This window comes from Candidatus Vagococcus giribetii, assembly GCF_017316185.1.
Lineage (GTDB): Bacteria > Bacillota > Bacilli > Lactobacillales > Vagococcaceae > Vagococcus > Vagococcus giribetii.
The window spans coordinates 106,504-125,405 of sequence record NZ_JAFLVX010000014.1 but is presented as its reverse complement, the minus strand read 5'-3'; the positions used below and the strand labels follow the sequence as shown (position 1 = coordinate 125,405).

Annotated in this window: 18 protein-coding genes; 3 read left to right on the top strand and 15 right to left on the bottom strand. The window is 34.8% G+C overall.

Annotated elements, in window-relative coordinates; translation table 11 throughout:
• Window positions 1-44: 44 nt before the first annotated feature.
• The 14 genes from DOK76_RS04905 to DOK76_RS04840 form a co-directional block, all read right to left on the bottom strand.
• Complete coding sequence (locus tag DOK76_RS04905) at window positions 45-2,402, bottom strand: HAD-IC family P-type ATPase (RefSeq protein WP_206965382.1); 2,358 nt, start codon at window positions 2,400-2,402, stop codon at window positions 45-47.
• Window positions 2,403-2,422: 20 nt separating this feature from the next.
• Window positions 2,423-2,944 (bottom strand): GNAT family N-acetyltransferase, encoded by a 522-nt coding sequence (locus tag DOK76_RS04900; RefSeq protein WP_206965381.1) that lies wholly within the window; start codon window positions 2,942-2,944, stop codon window positions 2,423-2,425.
• A 126-nt stretch (window positions 2,945-3,070) separates the two neighbouring features.
• Window positions 3,071-3,511 (bottom strand): hypothetical protein, encoded by a 441-nt coding sequence (locus DOK76_RS04895; RefSeq protein WP_206965380.1) that lies wholly within the window; start codon window positions 3,509-3,511, stop codon window positions 3,071-3,073.
• Between the two features lie 84 nt (window positions 3,512-3,595).
• Entirely contained in the window at window positions 3,596-4,444 is an 849-nt protein-coding gene (locus DOK76_RS04890) for a helix-turn-helix domain-containing protein (protein ID WP_206965379.1), read from the bottom strand.
• 142 nt (window positions 4,445-4,586) lie between these two features.
• The gene (locus DOK76_RS04885) at window positions 4,587-6,407 is read right to left on the bottom strand and encodes an LTA synthase family protein (RefSeq protein WP_206965378.1); all 1,821 of its coding nucleotides are present in this window, start codon (window positions 6,405-6,407) and stop codon (window positions 4,587-4,589) included.
• A gap of 14 nt (window positions 6,408-6,421) precedes the next feature.
• Window positions 6,422-7,252 (bottom strand): NAD(+) synthase, encoded by an 831-nt coding sequence (nadE, locus tag DOK76_RS04880; protein ID WP_206965377.1) that lies wholly within the window; start codon window positions 7,250-7,252, stop codon window positions 6,422-6,424.
• A gap of 200 nt (window positions 7,253-7,452) precedes the next feature.
• A complete protein-coding gene (locus DOK76_RS04875; protein ID WP_206965376.1) occupies window positions 7,453-7,716 on the bottom strand; it encodes a type B 50S ribosomal protein L31 in 264 nt (87 codons plus the stop codon).
• A gap of 90 nt (window positions 7,717-7,806) precedes the next feature.
• Window positions 7,807-9,078 carry a transcription termination factor Rho gene (rho, locus tag DOK76_RS04870; protein ID WP_206965375.1) on the bottom strand — a complete coding sequence of 424 codons (1,272 nt, stop codon included), beginning with the start codon at window positions 9,076-9,078 and terminating at the stop codon, window positions 7,807-7,809.
• Window positions 9,079-9,083: 5 nt separating this feature from the next.
• On the bottom strand, window positions 9,084-10,349 hold the full coding sequence (murA, locus tag DOK76_RS04865) for a UDP-N-acetylglucosamine 1-carboxyvinyltransferase (RefSeq protein WP_206965374.1): 1,266 nt from the start codon (window positions 10,347-10,349) through the stop codon (window positions 9,084-9,086).
• Window positions 10,350-10,532: 183 nt separating this feature from the next.
• Window positions 10,533-11,399, bottom strand: coding sequence for a class II fructose-bisphosphate aldolase (locus DOK76_RS04860; RefSeq protein WP_206965372.1), 867 nt, complete (start codon window positions 11,397-11,399; stop codon window positions 10,533-10,535).
• Window positions 11,400-11,553: 154 nt separating this feature from the next.
• Window positions 11,554-13,029 (bottom strand): aldehyde dehydrogenase family protein, encoded by a 1,476-nt coding sequence (locus DOK76_RS04855; RefSeq protein ID WP_206965370.1) that lies wholly within the window; start codon window positions 13,027-13,029, stop codon window positions 11,554-11,556.
• Window positions 13,030-13,163: 134 nt separating this feature from the next.
• Window positions 13,164-13,496 (bottom strand): DUF1622 domain-containing protein, encoded by a 333-nt coding sequence (locus tag DOK76_RS04850; RefSeq protein WP_370590092.1) that lies wholly within the window; start codon window positions 13,494-13,496, stop codon window positions 13,164-13,166.
• A gap of 59 nt (window positions 13,497-13,555) precedes the next feature.
• Entirely contained in the window at window positions 13,556-14,164 is a 609-nt protein-coding gene (gene rpoE, locus DOK76_RS04845; protein ID WP_206965368.1) for a DNA-directed RNA polymerase subunit delta, read from the bottom strand.
• An 85-nt stretch (window positions 14,165-14,249) separates the two neighbouring features.
• Window positions 14,250-14,687, bottom strand: a complete 438-nt coding sequence (locus tag DOK76_RS04840; protein WP_206965366.1) for a YwiB family protein — start codon at window positions 14,685-14,687, stop codon at window positions 14,250-14,252.
• Between the two features lie 136 nt (window positions 14,688-14,823).
• Between DOK76_RS04840 and DOK76_RS04835 the strand changes: the two genes are divergently transcribed.
• From DOK76_RS04835 to yidA, 3 genes are read left to right on the top strand one after another with little or no spacing between them, the layout of a single operon-like run.
• A complete protein-coding gene (locus DOK76_RS04835; RefSeq protein ID WP_206965364.1) occupies window positions 14,824-15,675 on the top strand; it encodes a lipoate--protein ligase family protein in 852 nt (283 codons plus the stop codon).
• Window positions 15,675-17,030, top strand: coding sequence for an HD domain-containing protein (locus DOK76_RS04830; RefSeq protein WP_206965362.1), 1,356 nt, complete (start codon window positions 15,675-15,677; stop codon window positions 17,028-17,030). Before DOK76_RS04835 ends, DOK76_RS04830 begins: the two co-directional genes overlap by 1 nt.
• A 14-nt stretch (window positions 17,031-17,044) precedes the next feature.
• The gene (gene yidA / locus DOK76_RS04825; protein WP_206965360.1) at window positions 17,045-17,857 is read left to right on the top strand and encodes a sugar-phosphatase; all 813 of its coding nucleotides are present in this window, start codon (window positions 17,045-17,047) and stop codon (window positions 17,855-17,857) included.
• A 62-nt stretch (window positions 17,858-17,919) separates the two neighbouring features.
• On the opposite strand, the gene rarD is transcribed toward yidA, so the two are convergent.
• Window positions 17,920-18,819, bottom strand: a complete 900-nt coding sequence (gene rarD / locus DOK76_RS04820; protein ID WP_206965358.1) for an EamA family transporter RarD — start codon at window positions 18,817-18,819, stop codon at window positions 17,920-17,922.
• Window positions 18,820-18,902: the final 83 nt, after the last annotated feature.

The following is an 18,902-nucleotide window of genomic DNA, read 5'->3' as shown; positions in this document are numbered from 1 at the left end:
TTTGTCTACAGTCTGAGAGAAAGATCATCACGATCTTTCTCTTTTTATTTTTTCTTTTTCTTGAACTCTAAATTAAGTAAAAAGTGGAAAAATTGTTTTAGTTTATGGAAGACAAATGGAGCTAATACCATCATCGGAACATATACTAGCATTAGCTTAATATCAAAAATATTGACTAATGAAAATATGTTCGTAAAGAAGATAAAGATGGCTAAGAAAATGCCAAACAGAGCACCTAGTAAACCATAAATTTTCCAAGTAAGAGGTCTAGCAATAAAATGTAGCGCTACAAAACAAATCAAACCTGTTAACCAAACCGTAACAGTAGATTTTTCATCATAACTCCAATTAAGCAAGTTACCAATTACTTCAATACTCAAGGTAAAGAGAACCACACTAAAGCCACTAGCAAGAGCTGGCTCAAAAACATTTTTCAAGAACTTCCCTTTTATCGGTGCCGTATTAGGTCTTAGGGCTAAGAAAAATGAAGGGATACCAACAGTGAGTGAGCTAATTGGACTTAGCTGAATCGGTTGGAAAGGATAGGTTGATGCAATAAAAATATACACAGCAGCTAACACTAATGAAAAGACTGTTTTCGTTAAGTAAAGAGAAGCCACTCGTTGAATATTATTGATTACTTTCCTACCTTCTAACACAACTCCTACTAAGGAATCAAAGTTAGAATCTAGTAACACAAAGTCTGCAACACCTTTAGCTGCATCACTTCCGTTTGACATAACAATACTACAATCCGCTTTTTTAAGAGCTAAAATATCATTAACTCCGTCTCCTGTCATACCAACGACATGATCTTTTTCCTGTAAAGCTGTCACAAGCATTTTCTTCTGCTCTGGAGACACCCTGCCAAACACACGGTATTCATCTACTAGTCGAGGGATATCTTCATCTTTCACTTGACTCATATCAATTTTTTTATCTGACGTGGCAACACCAGCTCTTTTAGCAATTTGTGAGACTGTTTCTGGATGGTCTCCAGAAATAATACAAATATCTACATCTTCTTGCTTAAAATAAGCTAGTGTTTGAGGCGCTTCTGGACGAATTTCATCTTCTAAATAAATGAAACCTAATAATTCTAAGTTTTCTGGCAGTTCATTGTTTTCAATATCTTGTTCTGATTTAGCTACTGCAATAATTCTTAAACCGTGAGTCATAGCTTCGTTCATTTTTTCAATTTGCTGTGGTTCAAAGGTATCAAATAAATACTCTGGTGCTCCCATGTAAAAGCTACCGACACCTTCAAAAGACGTGGCACTCCATTTTCTAGCTGATGAGAAAGGTACTAGTTTTGAAACAACACTTAATTCTGGTTTTTTTTGACTAAAACGGTCCATTAAAGCTTGTCCTGTTGCGTTATCCTCATCTAGTCCATGAACTACAGAAGCCACAAGCATTTCAAATTCTTCATCTCCTAAAGCATCAGCACCTAAACTTTCCGCTTCAACTACTTTTAATTTACCACTAGTCAACGTCCCTGTTTTATCCAAACATAAAACGTCCACTCTAGCCAAGGTTTCAATAGAACCCATGGTCTGAACTAAAACATTTTTTTGACTAAGTTTAATCACACCCACAGCTAAGGCGACACTGGTAATTAACACTAAGCCTTCAGGAATCATCCCAATCATGGCACCTGTACTACTTAAAATAGCTTTATCTAAATGGATACCACTTGCCATACTGGTCACCATTAACATGGCCCCAACAGGAATAATGACGAAGGTTAAGATTCGAATCATTTTTTTCATCATCATCACAAGTTCACTATAAATACCTTGTGTTTCTTTGGCTTCAAGTGTCATTTTATAACTATAGCTATCTGCTCCAACTTTTGTTGCTTGCATCATACCATTTCCACTTACAACGAAGCTTCCTGAAAAAACCTCTGATCCTTTGTATTTATCTACTGGATCAGACTCACCAGTTAGTTGAGATTCATCACACTCTAAGCCTTCTGTTTCAATCATGATGCCATCAACGATGATTTGTTGACCTCTTCTTAATAATATCAAGTCATCTTTAACCACTTCATCTTGAGGTATTTCTTGTTTTTCATAATCCCTAATAACCGTTACTTTTGCTTGATTTAACAAGCTCAAGGCATCAATATTCCTCTTTGCTTTTATTTCTTGGTAAATACCGATAAACGTATTGGTCACGATTACACCGAGAAACAATAAATTTTTATAACTACCGGTATAAATAATAAACCCAGCAATAATTAAATTGATAAAGTTAAAGAGGGTTAAACTATTTTCAGCAAAAATTTGCTTAAAGCTTCTTGTCGTTGTAGGGGCAGAAAAATTAGCTTCGCCTCTAGCTTTTCGATCTTCAGCTTCTAGTTGTGTTAATCCTGGATATTTACTTTTGAATTCCATACTTATACCCCAATCATTTGTTATTGATGGATAAGATATTCATATAGATTAAAATCTGCAAATAACTCTTCAAATTCTCCCTTATAACGTGAAGATACAAATTTAAATCCTGATTTTTGATAGAACTCATTAAGATAAGCCACATCTGCCTTGCAGTCTAGTAAAATACGTTGACCTTGATGACTTTTGACCCAATTAATAACTTCTTTTAATATCTTTTGACCATATTGTTTACCAACAAACAAATCTCTAACAACGACTTTATGTAAATAATAATTACCTGATTCTGTTTCTTTTTGCCATAATGAATAATCCCATTCATTTGGCTCTTCGTACAAATAACACATGCCAACCATGTAAGGGCCTTCTTCGATGATTAATACCTCACCTTTTGAAAGCCTCATCTTTAAAGTACTTGCTTCTTCATTTGTTAATATATGAGCCCACTGAGTGGAACCCTTACGCTTTAAGCGTTTAGCTGTTTCTTTTAGTGCCTCATCTAACACGTTAAAGTCTTCTTGCTTTGCGATTCTAACTGTCATTATTTTTCACACTTTCCTAACATAATTTTATCCTACCATTTTTTTTATCAAGATAACACATACTTAAGACTGATAAATACAAAAAGTGGGACTGACTCACTAATGAATCAACCCCATTTATTCGTATTATTTGCCTAAAACTAATTGTGTTACACGTTGAATACAAAATGAAATCGTATCTGTTGCTTCATCTTGTTTTGATTCTGATGCGTTAAACATCTCAACATTCACTGTCTTATTATCAGCATCAATTGAATCAACCATTTCTTGGCATCCTTCAACATATTCAGTGAATGCTTTCTCTAACTTTTTGTGAATTCCCATTACTTTTGCTGGAGCTTTTAACCCATTAATTTGTGCCAATAATTCTCGGTACTTATCTGTTCCACTTAAGAACAAGTCCTTTGTTTTAGTTAATTCTTCAGTAGATAATTCTGATACTTTATCCGTGTCAATCGCTGTTCTAACTGTTTCATATGATGGGTTCATTTCTTCTCCTACTGTTTCAGAAGCCGTTACCACATCATTTATTTTTTGAATATAGAATCCTAAATTTGGTTTTTTCAATATAATCCCTCTTTCTTAAAATACTCTCTCACCTAGTTTAACTTGTTTTAAGAAAAAGATAAAGCTTTCTTTTTACTCTATTGTTTATTTGTTTTCCGTATTCTTCAACTTATAAGCCTCTTCAATTAAACTGTATTCATTTTGAATACTATTTAAAATGTGGTACTCATCAACAATTTGAATTCCTCTTGATTGAAAGAAATCAAACATCGCACAAAAGTAACGTCTTTCATCTGAATCTGGAGAATAAGCTCGGTCTAGATTAAGTCTAATAAGTTCTCCATTTTTCAAGTGAAGAACTAACTCAAACCATTCTCGATTATAGAAAAACTGTCTTGGACGATAAGCAACAGTAGTATTATGTCCTTGAAATCCTTGATTGTTAAAATAAATTTCCATCTTAGCAATTTCTTGATAGGTAGTCATTTGTGTCTCTCTTTTACCAAATAGAGCTTGGATTTCTCTGATTAACTTAGGGCGATAGGATTTAGGCTGAAAAGACTCGATACCTACTTTCGTTACAGTAAAATAGTTGTACATACGTCTCAAATCAACGTAACCAACTTCTTGAATCATGCCTGCTATCCAAAAACTAAATAGCATTAATGTGACACTATAGCCTGGATAGTTCAAAGAAAATAACCCACAAATAAATAATAGTAAAGGAAAGCTCATCCATAATACAAAGGTAATACGTGACTTAAATTTTCCGTAATGAATTGGCAGTAGTAATTCTCCTTTATTTAAAATCAATTCATCTAAAGATAAATCAAGTAAATCACTTAGACTAATTAAATTATCAATACTTGGAAGACTATCTCCTCTTTCCCACTTGGAAATAGACTGTCTTGAAATATTCATATGAGCTGCTAACTCTTCTTGTGTGTAATTTTTTTCTTCTCGATACTTTTTAATGTTACTTGAAATAATCATAATAACTCACTCCTTTTATACCTAAATCCTACCAACTGGTATCAAAAAAGTAACGAACTTTTTAGTTGCAAGCCTATTATATCAAGGTTTACAAAAAAAGTAATGCTTCCAAAATAAGAAGCATTACTTTTCTTAATTCTATCTAGAAAAAGGCTTTGCTGTATTTCTCACCCGATACCATATCATACTGAATCAACTCATACTCACGAAAAATGGCTTCCTCTTCTTTAGAAAGAGAAGCTTCTTTTTGCCAAGAGTTATCATAGAAATACTGGTCTTTTTCAAAAGCTGGTAAAAAGGCATGAACTTCTTGAAGTAATTCTAAAAAGCCTGTTGTCTTAATCCCTTCTGATTGACCTACTAGACTTGGAAAATAAAAAGGACTAATGACTGTTTCTTTTGTTGGCGAATTATCTCGACTGTCATAAACAAAATACTCTGTTAAATGAGCCGTGACTTCTTCATTATCAGCCAATACATCATCTGGATAAATACCAGGTAAATGATCTCCCCAAAAAACAACTACTGTTGGACGATCTAATTGTTTCGTTTCTTTGATGAATGCTTCTAACGCTTCAGAAGTATAAGCAATATCTTGAGCGTAATTTTCGATACCTTTGCCTTTAGTTTCACCACTCATTTGATAATCTGAATGCTCATATTTATTGGTATAAGGCATGTGGGTTTGCATGGTAACAAGATGAACAAATTGGGGATTCTTATCCTCTTTTAACAAGGATAGCACTTCTTTAAACGCTGACTCATCTGAAATATAACCAGCAGTCGATAACTTGTCTTGATAAGTCATCGTTTTTTCATCAATAAAACCATCAAATCCAAATGTTTGATACACGTCTTTTCTCTTGTACATAGATGTGTTATAAGGATGAATAGCAGTTGCTTCATAGTTTTGCTGTTTCAAAGTAGATACAATAGAAGGAAACTCTTTTTCTTTTGGCAACATCATCGTATAAGGTGTTGTCATTTGCGGATTTAATAAGCCCATTGAAAAACCCGTTAGTGCTTCAAACTCAATATTAGCTGTTCCCCCACCGTAATTCTGAGAGAGCATTTGACCTTGATAAATCCCCTCACTAGCTACTTCTCGGTAGTCTTTTAAAGGGTCTGGAGTCATATTAATTCCTTTTAGCTTCAAAGGATCAGAAAAACTTTCAGACATAATATAAACCACATTTGGTTGTTCTCCAGTTTTCTTTTCTTTATTAACTTTATCAGCCTTAGCATCATACTTTGTCATTATTGATTGGATGGCTTCTTTTGAATAGCCTTCTGGTTTTTCCATCCCTTCGACTTGAAGGTTAAAAAGAAAACCTCCAACAAATCCTGTGTTGTAATAATTCATTTTTTGGCTATAAGGAATCCACTTTGCTGTGCGGTTGTAGGCTTTTCTTAACAAATTATTCGGATCATTAAAATGACTAATATAAACCATTAAAAATAAAGTAACCACTAGAGTCACAATTCGAATTCTTTGAAGGCGTGGTGATAATTTTAAGGAATGGTAAAACGAATAAATAAGTGTTCCTATAAGGGCAAATACGACACATATAAACAGTAAAAATAATACCCAACCTAATATATCTCGCAACATGCCCCATTCAACAATCATTTTTAAATCTTCTGGATAAATTGGCTCCATACGATATGAAAGTTTTAAGCTATTAGCAATCCCTAATAAAATAATACCCACAACATAAAAGAGATTTCCCACAAAGAAAGACCCTGCTACTGAGACAATAAATAAATCTAATACTAATAATACAAAACAACCTAGTAGAAATTTTTCAGTATGCCATGAAAAGGCAAACTTAGTAGCTAACTCAAGCGACCAACTATTTTCTGATAATTGCAAATAATAATTACTTAAAAAGACTAGGATAAAACTAGCAACCAGTCCAATCCATAGTGAATGAGATGATTTAATTTTTTTTATAAACTTCATTCCTCACCTCTCTTTTACTTCCAAAAAGTATCTTTTGGTGTAATTGGTAAATGACGCTTATGTGTTGTTTTAGTAAACCAACCTTCAATTGTCGTTGCTGCTTGATCAGAGACCTCTTTTCCTTCTAGGTAATCATCAATCTCATCATAGCTAACACCTAAAGCATCTTCATCAGCTACCATTGGTTTATTTTCTTCTAAATCTGCTGTAGGAACTTTTAAATACAAACTGTCATCTGCTTCTAAAAAGCGTAATAACTGGCGACCTTGTCTTTTATTTAAACCAGATAAAGGTAACAAATCGGCTGCACCATCACCAAATTTAGTGTAAAAACCTGTGACCGCTTCTGCTGCATGATCTGTTCCTAAGACCGCACCGTTATATTCTCCAGCAATAGCATATTGCACAATCATACGTTGACGAGCTTTGATGTTACCTTTATTAAAATCACTAACACTCAAATCGCTCATCTCTTTTAATTCAGCCACTAGAGCATCAACAGCCGGTTTGATATTAACGATATACTCTTGATCCGCCTGAATAAATGCTAATGCTTTTTTAGCATCTTCCTCATCATTTTGCTGTCCGTAAGGTAAACGAATGGCAACAAATTGATAACTATTATCTTGTGTTTCTTCTCTCATCTCAGAAATAGCTAGCTGAGCCAATTTCCCTGCTAAGGTTGAATCTTGTCCTCCACTAATACCTAGAACTAGGGATTTGATGAAGGGGTGTTTTCTTAAATATTGTTTCATAAAATCTATTCTATCTCTCACTTCAATAGCTGCCTCGATAGAAGGTGTCACCTGTAACTCATTTATGATTAGTTTCTGTAATGTGCGCATGTCATCTCTCCTTAATAAAAACATTATAACATACCCCTTTTTAGGGTAAATTTATTTTTTCTTTAAAGTGATACCAAAATTAACTGATTGGGTTTTTGAGTTACTAATTGAAACAACATTCCCACCAACAAAAAAAGAGATTATCCACGAATGGATAACCTCTTGAAACATTGTTATAACAATGTTCTTTACGCTTAAGATTACTCTGCAGCGTTTTCGTCTTTGAGACCGTATTTTTTGTTGAAACGATCCACACGTCCGTCTGCTTGAGTGAATTTTTGACGTCCTGTATAGAATGGATGTGAATCAGATGTGATTTCCACACGGATTACTGGGTAAGTGTTACCATCTTCCCATTCGATAGTTTCTTCTGAGTGTTTTGTTGATCCAGATAAGAATTTGAACCCTGTTTGAGTGTCCATGAAAATTACTGGATGGTATTCTGGATGAATTCCTTGTTTCATAATTATTTCTCTCCTTTGCCCTGCTTCATTTGCTGAAACAGAGTTATTATACAACGCTACTATTCTAACATGGCTAATTCAAATTAGCAATTACTTTTTTTTAAAAGAAACGTCTTTAAACGTTTGATAAAAAGCCTCATTATTATCGGTTTTTTTCAAGACATTTAAAAACTGATTCGTGTAATCAATTGAGTCACCTTTCATATTGCGACGCAATTTCCAAACTTCTTCCAGTTTTTCTGGAGAAATGAGCAACTCTTCTTTTCTTGTTCCTGAACGTTTGATATTAATCGCTGGAAACACACGTCTTTCAGATAATTCACGAGATAAATGGAGTTCCATATTACCTGTTCCTTTGAATTCTTCATAAATAACGTCATCCATACGACTACCTGTATCAACTAAAGCAGTAGCAAGAATCGTTAAACTTCCACCTTCTTCAATGTTTCTTGCCGAACCAAAGAAACGTTTTGGTTTATAGAATGAAGCTGGATCCACCCCACCACTAAGTGTTCGACCACTTGGTGGCACGACTAAGTTATAAGCTCTTGCCAATTTAGTAATACTATCCATTAAAATGACAACATCACGTTTGTCCTCTACTAAGCGAAGAGCTCGGTCTAACACTAGTTCAACTACACGTGTATGATTTTCTGGTTGTTGATCGAATGTCGAAGAAACCACTTCTCCTTTAACACTTCTCTCAATATCCGTCACTTCTTCTGGTCGTTCATCAATTAGTAAAACGATTAACTCCACTTCAGGATAGTTTTTACTAATACCATTAGCGATTTCTTTAATGACACTTGTTTTACCTGCTTTTGGTGGAGCAACAATTAAACCACGTTGACCAAAGCCTACAGGGGCAAAAATATCAATCATTCGTGTCGCTAAACGACTTTTATGCGTTTCTAGTTTGATTTGCTTATCTGGATAAAGTGCTGTTAATGCTGGAAAATGAGGACGCTCTTTCGCTTCCTCAGGGTTTTTCCCATTAACTGTTTCAACATGCATTAAGCCATAATAACGTTCACTCTCTTTAGGAGGACGTGCTTTACCAGCTACTTTATCACCGTTTCTTAAGCCAAAACGACGAATTTGAGAAGTTGAAATATAAATATCCTCTTTACTAGATGTGTAGTTAATTGGTCGCAAGAATCCATAGCCATCTTGAGAGACAATATCAAGAACTCCTTCCATCATGAAGAAGCCTTGTTTTTCTGCTTGGGCTCTAATAACCGCAAGAGACAATTCCTTTTTATTCATTTGACTATAATAAGGAATTTTAAACTCTTTTGCATAAGCATAAATGTCTTTTAGAGTCTTGTTTTCCAACTCACCCATCGTTAAATAGTCAGCCATATTGCTTACTCCGTTTCTTCCATGCGGATATCTGCACCTAAACCTGTTAATTTTTCAATAATGCTATCATATCCACGTAAAATATTACCTACGTTTGAAATTTTAGTTGTTCCATTTGCCATAACACCAGCGATGACTAAACAAGCACCAGCACGCAAATCACTAGCCATAACTTCAGCACCTTCAAGTTGTAAATCAGGGTTACCATTAATAACAATCATGTTACCTTCAATACTTGCATTTGCGCCCATTCTCACTAATTCTGGAATATGATTAACACGCGCTTCATAGATCGTATCCATTACAATACTTGTACCGTTTGTTAATAGGAGTAATGGTGTGATTGGTTGTTGTAAATCTGTGGCAAAACCTGGGTAAGGAACTGTTGTCACATTAACAGGTTTTAACTTCGGTGTTGGATGAACCGTAATTGAATCTTCTTCAATTGTTAAGTTAACACCCATCTCTGTTAATTTAGCGATAAAACTCTCTAAATGTTCATGAATCACGTTTTTAACTGTTACACCTTCACCGTAAGCTGCTGCCATTGCTAAATAAGTACCTGCTTCAATACGGTCAGGAATAATTGAATGACGACAACCATGTAATTCTTTCACTCCGTCAATTCGGATTTCATTTGTACCAGCACCACGGATATTAGCACCCATGTTGTTTAAAAGTGTGGCAACATCAATAATTTCTGGTTCTCTTGCTGCATTTTCAATAACTGTTCTTCCCTCAGCTTTTACAGCTGCTAGCATAACGTTAATAGTCGCTCCAATAGATACCATATCCATGTAGATTCGAGTACCTTTTAAGCCTTCATCAGCATTCAAGTAAGTCGCACCATTTTCAGTTGTAACAGTTGCACCTAATGCTTCAAAGCCTTTAATATGTAAATCAATCGGTCTTGGTCCTAAGTAACATCCACCAGGTAAACCAACAACCCCTTCATTAAACTTAGCTAATAAAGCTCCCATAAAATAATATGAAGCTCTTAAACTTTGAATTTTACCACTTGGCATTGGAGTTGATTTCATGTTTGATGGATCTATTTTCATACGGTTGTTTTCAAAACTTACACTAACACCCATTAACTCTAAAATTTCTTTTAATGAATGCACATCTTTAATATCAGGAACACCTTCTAATATAACTGGTGAGTCCGCTAAAATAGCTGCTGGAATTAAGGCAACTGCACTATTTTTTGCTCCACTTATTTTAACTTCACCTTTTAGCTTCTTTCCGCCATTAATTACTAATTTTTTCATTATGATTATATATCCTCACTTTATACTTTAAAAAAGCTGCTTTTTTACAAGCAGCTACAAGTTTCATCAATATTTTATTAACCAATGACATTTTACCATAAACCACGCGTTAAAAAAAGCGATAGATGGTTTTATCTCTAAAAGGAAAAAAGACCGACACAAGGTCAGTCTTTTTAAAATTAATTATGCTTTGTTTGTAGAACCAAACCATTCAATACGCTCTTTAACTAATTCAGTTACAGCAGTAAATCCTGGTGCTAATAATTTACGAGGGTCAAAGCCTTTACCTTCTAAATCTTTACCTTCTTCGATGTATTTACGTGTAGCTGCTGCAAATACTTCTTGACATTCAGTGTTTACGTTGATTTTTGAAACACCTAAAGAAATAGCTTTTTGTACTTGGTCTAAAGGAATACCTGATCCACCGTGTAATACTAATGGTTTACCATCAGTAACTGCTGCGATAGCTTCTAATGTTTCAAAGCTTAATCCAGTCCAGTTTTCTGGGTAAGAACCATGGATATTACCAATACCTGCTGCTAAGAAATCAATACCTGTATCAGACATTGCTTTACATTCAGCTGGATCTGCTAATTCACCAGAACCGATGATTCCGTCTTCTTCTCCACCAATGCTTCCAACTTCACATTCTACAGAAACGCCTGCAGCGTGAGCTTTAGCAACTACATCTTTAGCTTTTTCTAAGTTTTCGTCAAATGGTAAATGAGAACCATCAAACATAACAGAAGTGTATCCAATTTCGATACATTTTAAAGCATCTTCGTATTCACCATGATCTAAATGTAAAGCTACTGGTACTGTAATTCCCATTGAATCGATTAAGTCTTTTACGATATCGTAACAAACTTGGTAGCCACCCATGTATTTAGCAGCTCCCATAGATGTTTGGATCATTACTGGTGCATTTGCTTCTTGAGCACCTTGTAAGATTGCTTTTGTCCACTCTAAGTTGTTTGTATTGAAAGCCCCAACTGCGTATTGACCTTCTCTAGCTTTTTTTAACATTTCTGTTGCTGATACTAATGCCATAAATAATTTCCTCCTAATTTTGGATAAAGATTTTTATTAAGTTTAGCTTAGCTAACACAGTCATTTTAACAGAGTTTCCTCTTGATTGCTAGCCAAACTAAACGATAATCGTTACTTTTCTGAAACTTTCAAACTTTTTCACAATGTATTTAATTTAGTACAGACCAATCGGCGTATCTTGTGTATCAATATAGATATTTTTTGATTGTGAGTAACTATCTAGGATAGCTTTATGTGTTTCTCTTCCAATACCAGATTTTTTGTATCCGCCAAAAGGACTTCCAGCTGGAATTTGATTGTATGTATTCACCCAAACACGTCCTGTTTCAACACCACGCCCTACTTTTAGAGCTGTGTTAATGTTGGTTGTCCACACACCGCCACCTAGACCGTAATCAGAATCATTGGCCATTTCAATGACTTCTTCCATTGTTTTGAATTTAATCACAACAGCAACTGGCCCAAAAATTTCTTCACGTGCCACTTCCATGTCATTTGTTACATCAGTCAATAATGTCGGTCTCATATAACAGCCATTACTTAAAGCGCCTGTTAATCTGGTTCCACCTGTTAAAATAGTAGCTCCTTCACGACGGCCTGCTTCAATAGCTTCTTCAATCTTAATTAATTGTCCTTCGTTGACTTGAGCGCCCATTTGAGTTTCAGGTTTCCATGGTTCATCAACAATAACAGATTCAAATTTTTCTTTAAGAGCGTTTACAAATTTATCGTAAATGCCCTCTTGAACAAATATTCTTGAACCGGCACAACACACTTGACCTTGATTGAATAAAATACCCAATTGAGCTCCTTCAAGGGCTTTTTCAAAAGGCATATCATCAAAGAAAATATTAGCTGATTTGCCACCAAGTTCTAAGGTTGCAGGAATCAATCTTTCAGCGGCTGCTTTTGCTACGTTATAACCAATCTCAGTTGAACCTGTGAAGGCTAATTTATTGAATCCTTCATGATGCAACATGTAGTCTCCTGATTTTGAACCCTTACCTGTGATAACATTCAACACACCTTTTGGTAAAAGTGGACCAATTAGTTTTACCATTTCAAGTAAACTTAGAGACGTTGATGATGATGGGTGAATCACAATAGTATTCCCTGCAGCTAAAGCTGGTGCAATTTTCCAAGCTGCCATCAAAATTGGGAAGTTCCAAGGAATGATTTGTCCTACTACCCCAATTGGTTCACGAATCACAATACTTAGTGTATTTTCATCAAAAGCTGTTGCGGTTCCCTCTTCACTGCGGATAACTCCTGCAAAATATCTAAAATGGTCTGCACTTAGTGGGACATCAATTGTTGTTGTCTCACGAATTGGCTTACCATTATCCATTGATTCAACCATAGCTAAATGCTCCATGTTGGCATCAATCACATCTGCTATTTTTAGTAATAATTGACTACGGTCTAAAATAGACATCTTTTTCCAATCCACTAAAGCCTTAGTCGCTGCCTCAACTGCGTCATCAACATCTTCAGAAACTGCATCAACAAAACTTGCTAATTTTTGTCCTGTTGCTGGGGAATAACTATCTAATCTATCTGAGCCTTTACCATTGGTCCACTCGCCATTAATGTATAAGATATAGTTCTCATCTACTTTTAAATCAACCATCTTTGTATTGCTCCTTTACTATTTGTTTATTTGGTATAGTTGCTATTGTAAGCGTTAATATAAAAAAACACAAGTGTTTTAACTCAAATAAAAAAATAGCTTAACAAATATTTAAATTTGTTAAGCTATTTTTTTCAGACTTCTGTGCTCTCAATTTCTTTTCCTAAGAAGTACGAAATCGCTGTTCTAATAACAACTATCCCAGCTAAAATCAAGATATCTTCAATCGATGGATTAAGGATTGTTTCAATAATATCTGAGGCAATTAATACTTCTAAACTTAGTAGGACATATGAACCTAAATAGATTTTTACTGCGTTATTCCTTTTTGAAACTTCCTTTTGGTCTAGTCCACTCATCTCGTTTTTAAAGAAATCAATCATCGCTTTTCCAACACCAAATAATAAAATAATAACTGAAAATGTATTTAATGCAAAAATAATATAATTAACTAGTTGGTGAATCACATAACTGCCTCCTCATTTTAAAAAAAGAGCTCCTTATAATAAGGAACTCTTTTAACTTGTTATTCTTGTTCTTGTTCTTCTTCCTCTTCATCGTCATAAAGATCGTCATCGTCTAAGTCGTCTTCATCGACGATCGTTAAACCTTCAGCTTCGTCAGTTTCTTCTTCGTCAACGTCTCCAATTTCAGATAAATCAGTTGTGTATTCTTTAATTTCTTTTGCTTCATCATCTTCTTCGTCATAAAGCTCTTCGTCATCTTCATCGTGATCGATGTCTGAATCTTCTGGGTCATCGTCATTGTAATCAATTGCGTCTTCATCCATTCCGATAAAGGCATTTACTTTCTTACGTTTTTTACGACGAACTGTTTCATCATCATCTTCATCGATTCCTGATACTTCTTCATCAATAGAGTCAATTGGATACCAAGCACGTAATCCCCAACGATTATCGCCTAAAGAAATAAAACTACCATCAATATTTAAATCTGTATAAAATTGTGGTAATACATCTCTAATTTCACTATCCGCTTTTCCTAAATAAGTTTGGATTTGATTAACTAAGTCTGAAAAATCCATGATGTCGCCACGTTCAGCTAAAATAGCATGAGCCACTTCTATCATTGAGATTTCACTTTTATCGATACCCTCGAACATTTTAAATTCCAACTGGCACACGTCCTTTCACAGTCTACTCTTTATAATACAATAACTACTGATTCAATGCAATTTAATTTCATTCTTTTTAGCCAATCTACGCCGTAAAATTAAGTTCCAAGTGGTAAACACCAATTTTTTCTTCCCCACCATATAAATCATAATCGATGGTTACTTGTCCAGAATATGGACGGTCTTTTAAACTCACTCGAATATTATTAGTAAAGGTTCGAATAATCATATTGCCAAAAGGCGTTTGGTAGTTAGTTTCATTGTACTTTTGATAATCAAACTTCAATTTCATACGTACCTCTCCAGCACGTATCAACTGCACACTACCATCTGCTAAAATTTTCATCGTAACAGATACCTTATTGTCGACTCCATCTAACAATTCCTTGTATCTAATATAAAGAACTTCGCCAATACGAACAATTTGGCCTTCTTCTTCCAAAAAGAACTCTTTAAATTCATTTTCTTGAAACACTTCTGTCTTTAATTTAATCATGACAGGGATTGATTTTCTCTCTTCCATCTCTACACCTCAACTTACTATTTCCTCTATTTTCCTTGGTTCTCATTCATTTGTCAAATAAAGTCAAAGTCTTTTAGCTCTTTTTTTTACATCAACTCATGTATAATAAACATACTATGATTTTAGGAGCGATGACATGACTCAATTAAACCAATCGGCTGTGTTATTAGAACACATCAATATACCTTCACAAAAGGCATTAGAGCCTTTTATTTATACAGATCTATTAGCGGAATATGCAGGTAATGAGCAACTAACTTGTTTCCATTTTTGGACAATGACTAACGAACTTATTTTAGGCATGCAAGATACTCGAGTTACCATGCTTGATAAAGGGATTTCTTCTATTCTAACAAATGGTTATCAACCAGTTGTTAGAAACTCTGGCGGCCTTGCTGTTGTAGCAGATGAAGGTGTCTTAAACTTTACAATGATTCTTCCTCAACCAGAAATTAAGTCCGACCTATCTATTGATAATGGCTATGAATTAATGAAGCAGATGATTGAAACAGCATTAGCAGATTTCGACTGTCAAATCGATGCCTTTGAAGTGAGCGATTCCTATTGTCCTGGCGAGTTTGATTTAAGTATCAATGGCAAAAAATTCGCCGGCATCTCTCAAAGACGTATCAAAAAAGGGATTGCTATCATGATCTATTTAAGTGTTAATGGGGATCAAAATAAACGTGGCTCTTTAGTGAGAGATTTTTACCAAGTCAGCTTAGGTGACAAATTTGGTCAAGATAAGTTTCCTCCTGTCAACCCAGACTCGATGGCAAATTTATCAGATTTACTAGAAACATCTCTAAGTGTGTCAGATATGACATCACGTTTATTAGGAGCTATAGAAGCAAACTACAACTTAGATCAGTCTTCACAGGAAGAATTTCAACACTTTTTAGCATCAGAAGACTTTGAAAATAGCTTTAAACATCAGGAAGAACGAATGAAACGACGAAATGAAATCATTAACTGGGAGGCGCTTTAATGACCAACTACGAAACCACTCTTCCTATCGAGAAAGTCTTCCGTGATCCTATTCATCAATACATCCATGTGGAGCATCGACTTATTTTAGACTTGATTAACTCAAAAGAGTTCCAACGTCTGAGACGGATTAAACAACTTGGTACAAGCTCGTTCACTTTTCATGCAGCTGAGCATTCAAGATTCGGCCATTCTTTAGGTGTTTACGAAATCACACGACGAATTTGTAATTTTTTTGAACGTAATTTTTCGATTAAAGATGATCCTGAAAAAGGTTGGGATGACAAAGAACGTTTAGTCGCTTTATGTGCGGCCTTACTCCATGACGTCGGACATGGCCCATACTCCCATACCTTTGAGGGGATTTTCAATACCAATCACGAAGCCATTACTATTGAAATCATTACCTCAGAAACAACTGAAATTAATGAGATTTTGCGTCAAGTCTCTTCTGATTTCCCTGAAAAAGTAGCCAGTGTTATTAGTAAAACTTATCCCAACCAACAAGTTGTTCAACTCATCTCTAGCCAGATTGATGCGGACCGTATGGATTACTTACTTCGAGATGCTTACTACACAGGAACAGAGTATGGCACATTTGATTTAACCCGTATCTTACGTGTTATTAGACCTTATAAACACGGTATTACTTTCCAATTTAACGGCATGCACGCTGTTGAGGATTACATTGTCAGTCGTTACCAAATGTATATGCAAATTTATTTTCACCCAGTTTCTAGAGGGATGGAAGTTATTTTAGACCATTTATTAAAACGAGGTAAGTTTCTCTATCAAAATGATCCGGAGTTCTTTACTAACTACTCGCCTTTACTCATTCCTTTTCTAAAGAATGACTATACATTAACAGATTATTTGAAACTAGATGATGGCGTATTAAATACTGCTTTTCTGTCTTGGGCAGATCATTCAGATACGACACTAAGCGATTTAGCTAAACGCTTTTTACACCGTCGTCCCTTTAAATCTGTTACATTTAACGACAAAACAAAGGATCAGATTCCTGTTTTACAACAGTTAATTCGAGAAGTTGGCTTTGATCCAGATAACTATACTGCTATTAATTCAAGTTATGATTTGCCATATGATTTTTACGCACCAACTAAAAATAAACACCGAACTCAAATCGAGTTAATGGAATCTGATGGCTCACTAGTTGAATTATCAAAAGCTAGTGATTTAGTAGCTGCTCTAGCAGGACAAACAAAAGGCGATCAGCGATTCTACTTCCCTAAAGAAATGCTTGCAACAAAAGAAGCCTCATCATATACTTTATTTGAAGAACAGATTGTCGCCTTTAATCGTCATATTCATAACGGTGGCATCAAAGAAAACTAAGGAGTGTAACTATTTTGAGTATTAAACTTGTCACAATTGATATTGATGGAACATTACTGAACTCAGAACGTAAAGTCACTAATGAAGTGAAAGAAGCGATTCGAAAATGTACTGAGCAAGGAGTTAACATTGTTATAGCTACAGGTAGACCAACTATTGGTGTTATGGATTTAATCAAAGAATTAAATTTAGACAACGAACATGGTTTTATGATTACTTATAATGGTGCTTTAATTCAAAATGCTGGTACTGAAAAAGTTTTAATTGAACATGGCTTAAGTCATGATGACTACTTAGATATTGAGTTACTAGCTAGAAAATTAAATATTCATCTACACGTTCAAGACTATAACAACATGTATACAGCCAATAAAGATATTTCTGAATACACGATTCATGAGTCTTTCTTAACAGGAATGCCATTAACTTATCGTCCTGTTTCTGACATGACTGCTGATACCAAAATCATTAAGTCAATGATGATTGATCACCAAGAAAAATTAGATGCAGCCATTAAAGAAATTCCAGAGTCATTTACTGAGCGTTTTGCGATGGTTAAAAGCATGCCTTTCTATTTAGAAGTTCTCAATAAACAAGCTACTAAAGGAATTGCTGTAGCAGAATTAGCGAATTTTTTAAATATTAGCTTAGATGAAGTAATGGCTATTGGAGATAATGAAAATGACTTATCTATGATTGAAGTAGCTGGTACTGGCGTAGCCATGGGAAATGCAGTTCCATCTGTTAAAGAAATTGCCGATAAAATCACGAAATCAAACGATGAACATGGTGTGGCATACGCATTAGAGCAATGGGTTTTAAACTAAAAAACAAGAAGGACAGTGACGTAAGTATTTACTTACATCACTATCCTTTTCTTTTTGCTGTTTTAAGCTAATTTATTTTTTCTTAATGATAAGACGCTCGTTCCTGTAAAAATAAGAATGCCTAGCCAAATAAATGAGAAAGCAATCATTTGAGGTGTGCTAAAAGTTTCTCCAAATTGCCAAATAGCTGCAACTAACATTAGTGTTGGTGCAATATATTGTAAAAAGCCTACTAATATATAAGAAATATTTTTAGCAGCTTCTGCAAATAAAAACAATGGAATAGCTGTAACCACACCAGCTCCAATTAAGAGTAAATTAATCTTAAAATCAAAAGCCATAAAACCTTCTGACGAGTAAAAGACTAAGTAAATAAAAGCAAATGGTGCCATAATAGCCGTTTCTATTGTTAAGCCCGTTAAAGAGCTAACGCTGGCTGTTTTTTTGATTAAACCATATAAACTAAACGTCACAGCCATCGCTAAACTAGACCATGGCATTTGACCACTTTGAATAGCTAGTAACACAACGCCTACAGTTGCTAATAAACAAGCAATCAACTCGCCACGGCCTAAGCGTTCTTTTAAAATAACTGTTGCTAGGACGACGTTAACCAAAGGATTAATATAATACCCAAGGCTTGCATCAATGACTTTACCGCTACTCACTGAAAAAATGAAAATAAACCAGTTGGCTGTAATTAAAAGAGCCGCCATAATAATTGCTAGTAATCTTTTTTTATTTTTGATTATTTCTCTTACCTCACACCAAAAACGAGATAACTTTTTCGTGATTAGTAAAACAATTAGCATAAAGACAAATGACCATAATACACGGTAACATAAAATCGATAGAGCTGATACCTCTCCTACTGCCTTCCAGTAAAAAGGCAACACACCCCATAATACATACGCTAATAAACCTGCTATTAATCCCCATTTAGGATTTGTTTTTTCTTCCAACTTTTCCCCAACTTTCTAACAAACATCTCGTAGTTTCACTAGTTTATCATGTTCATGCTTTTTAAGATAGATAGAATCCTTTT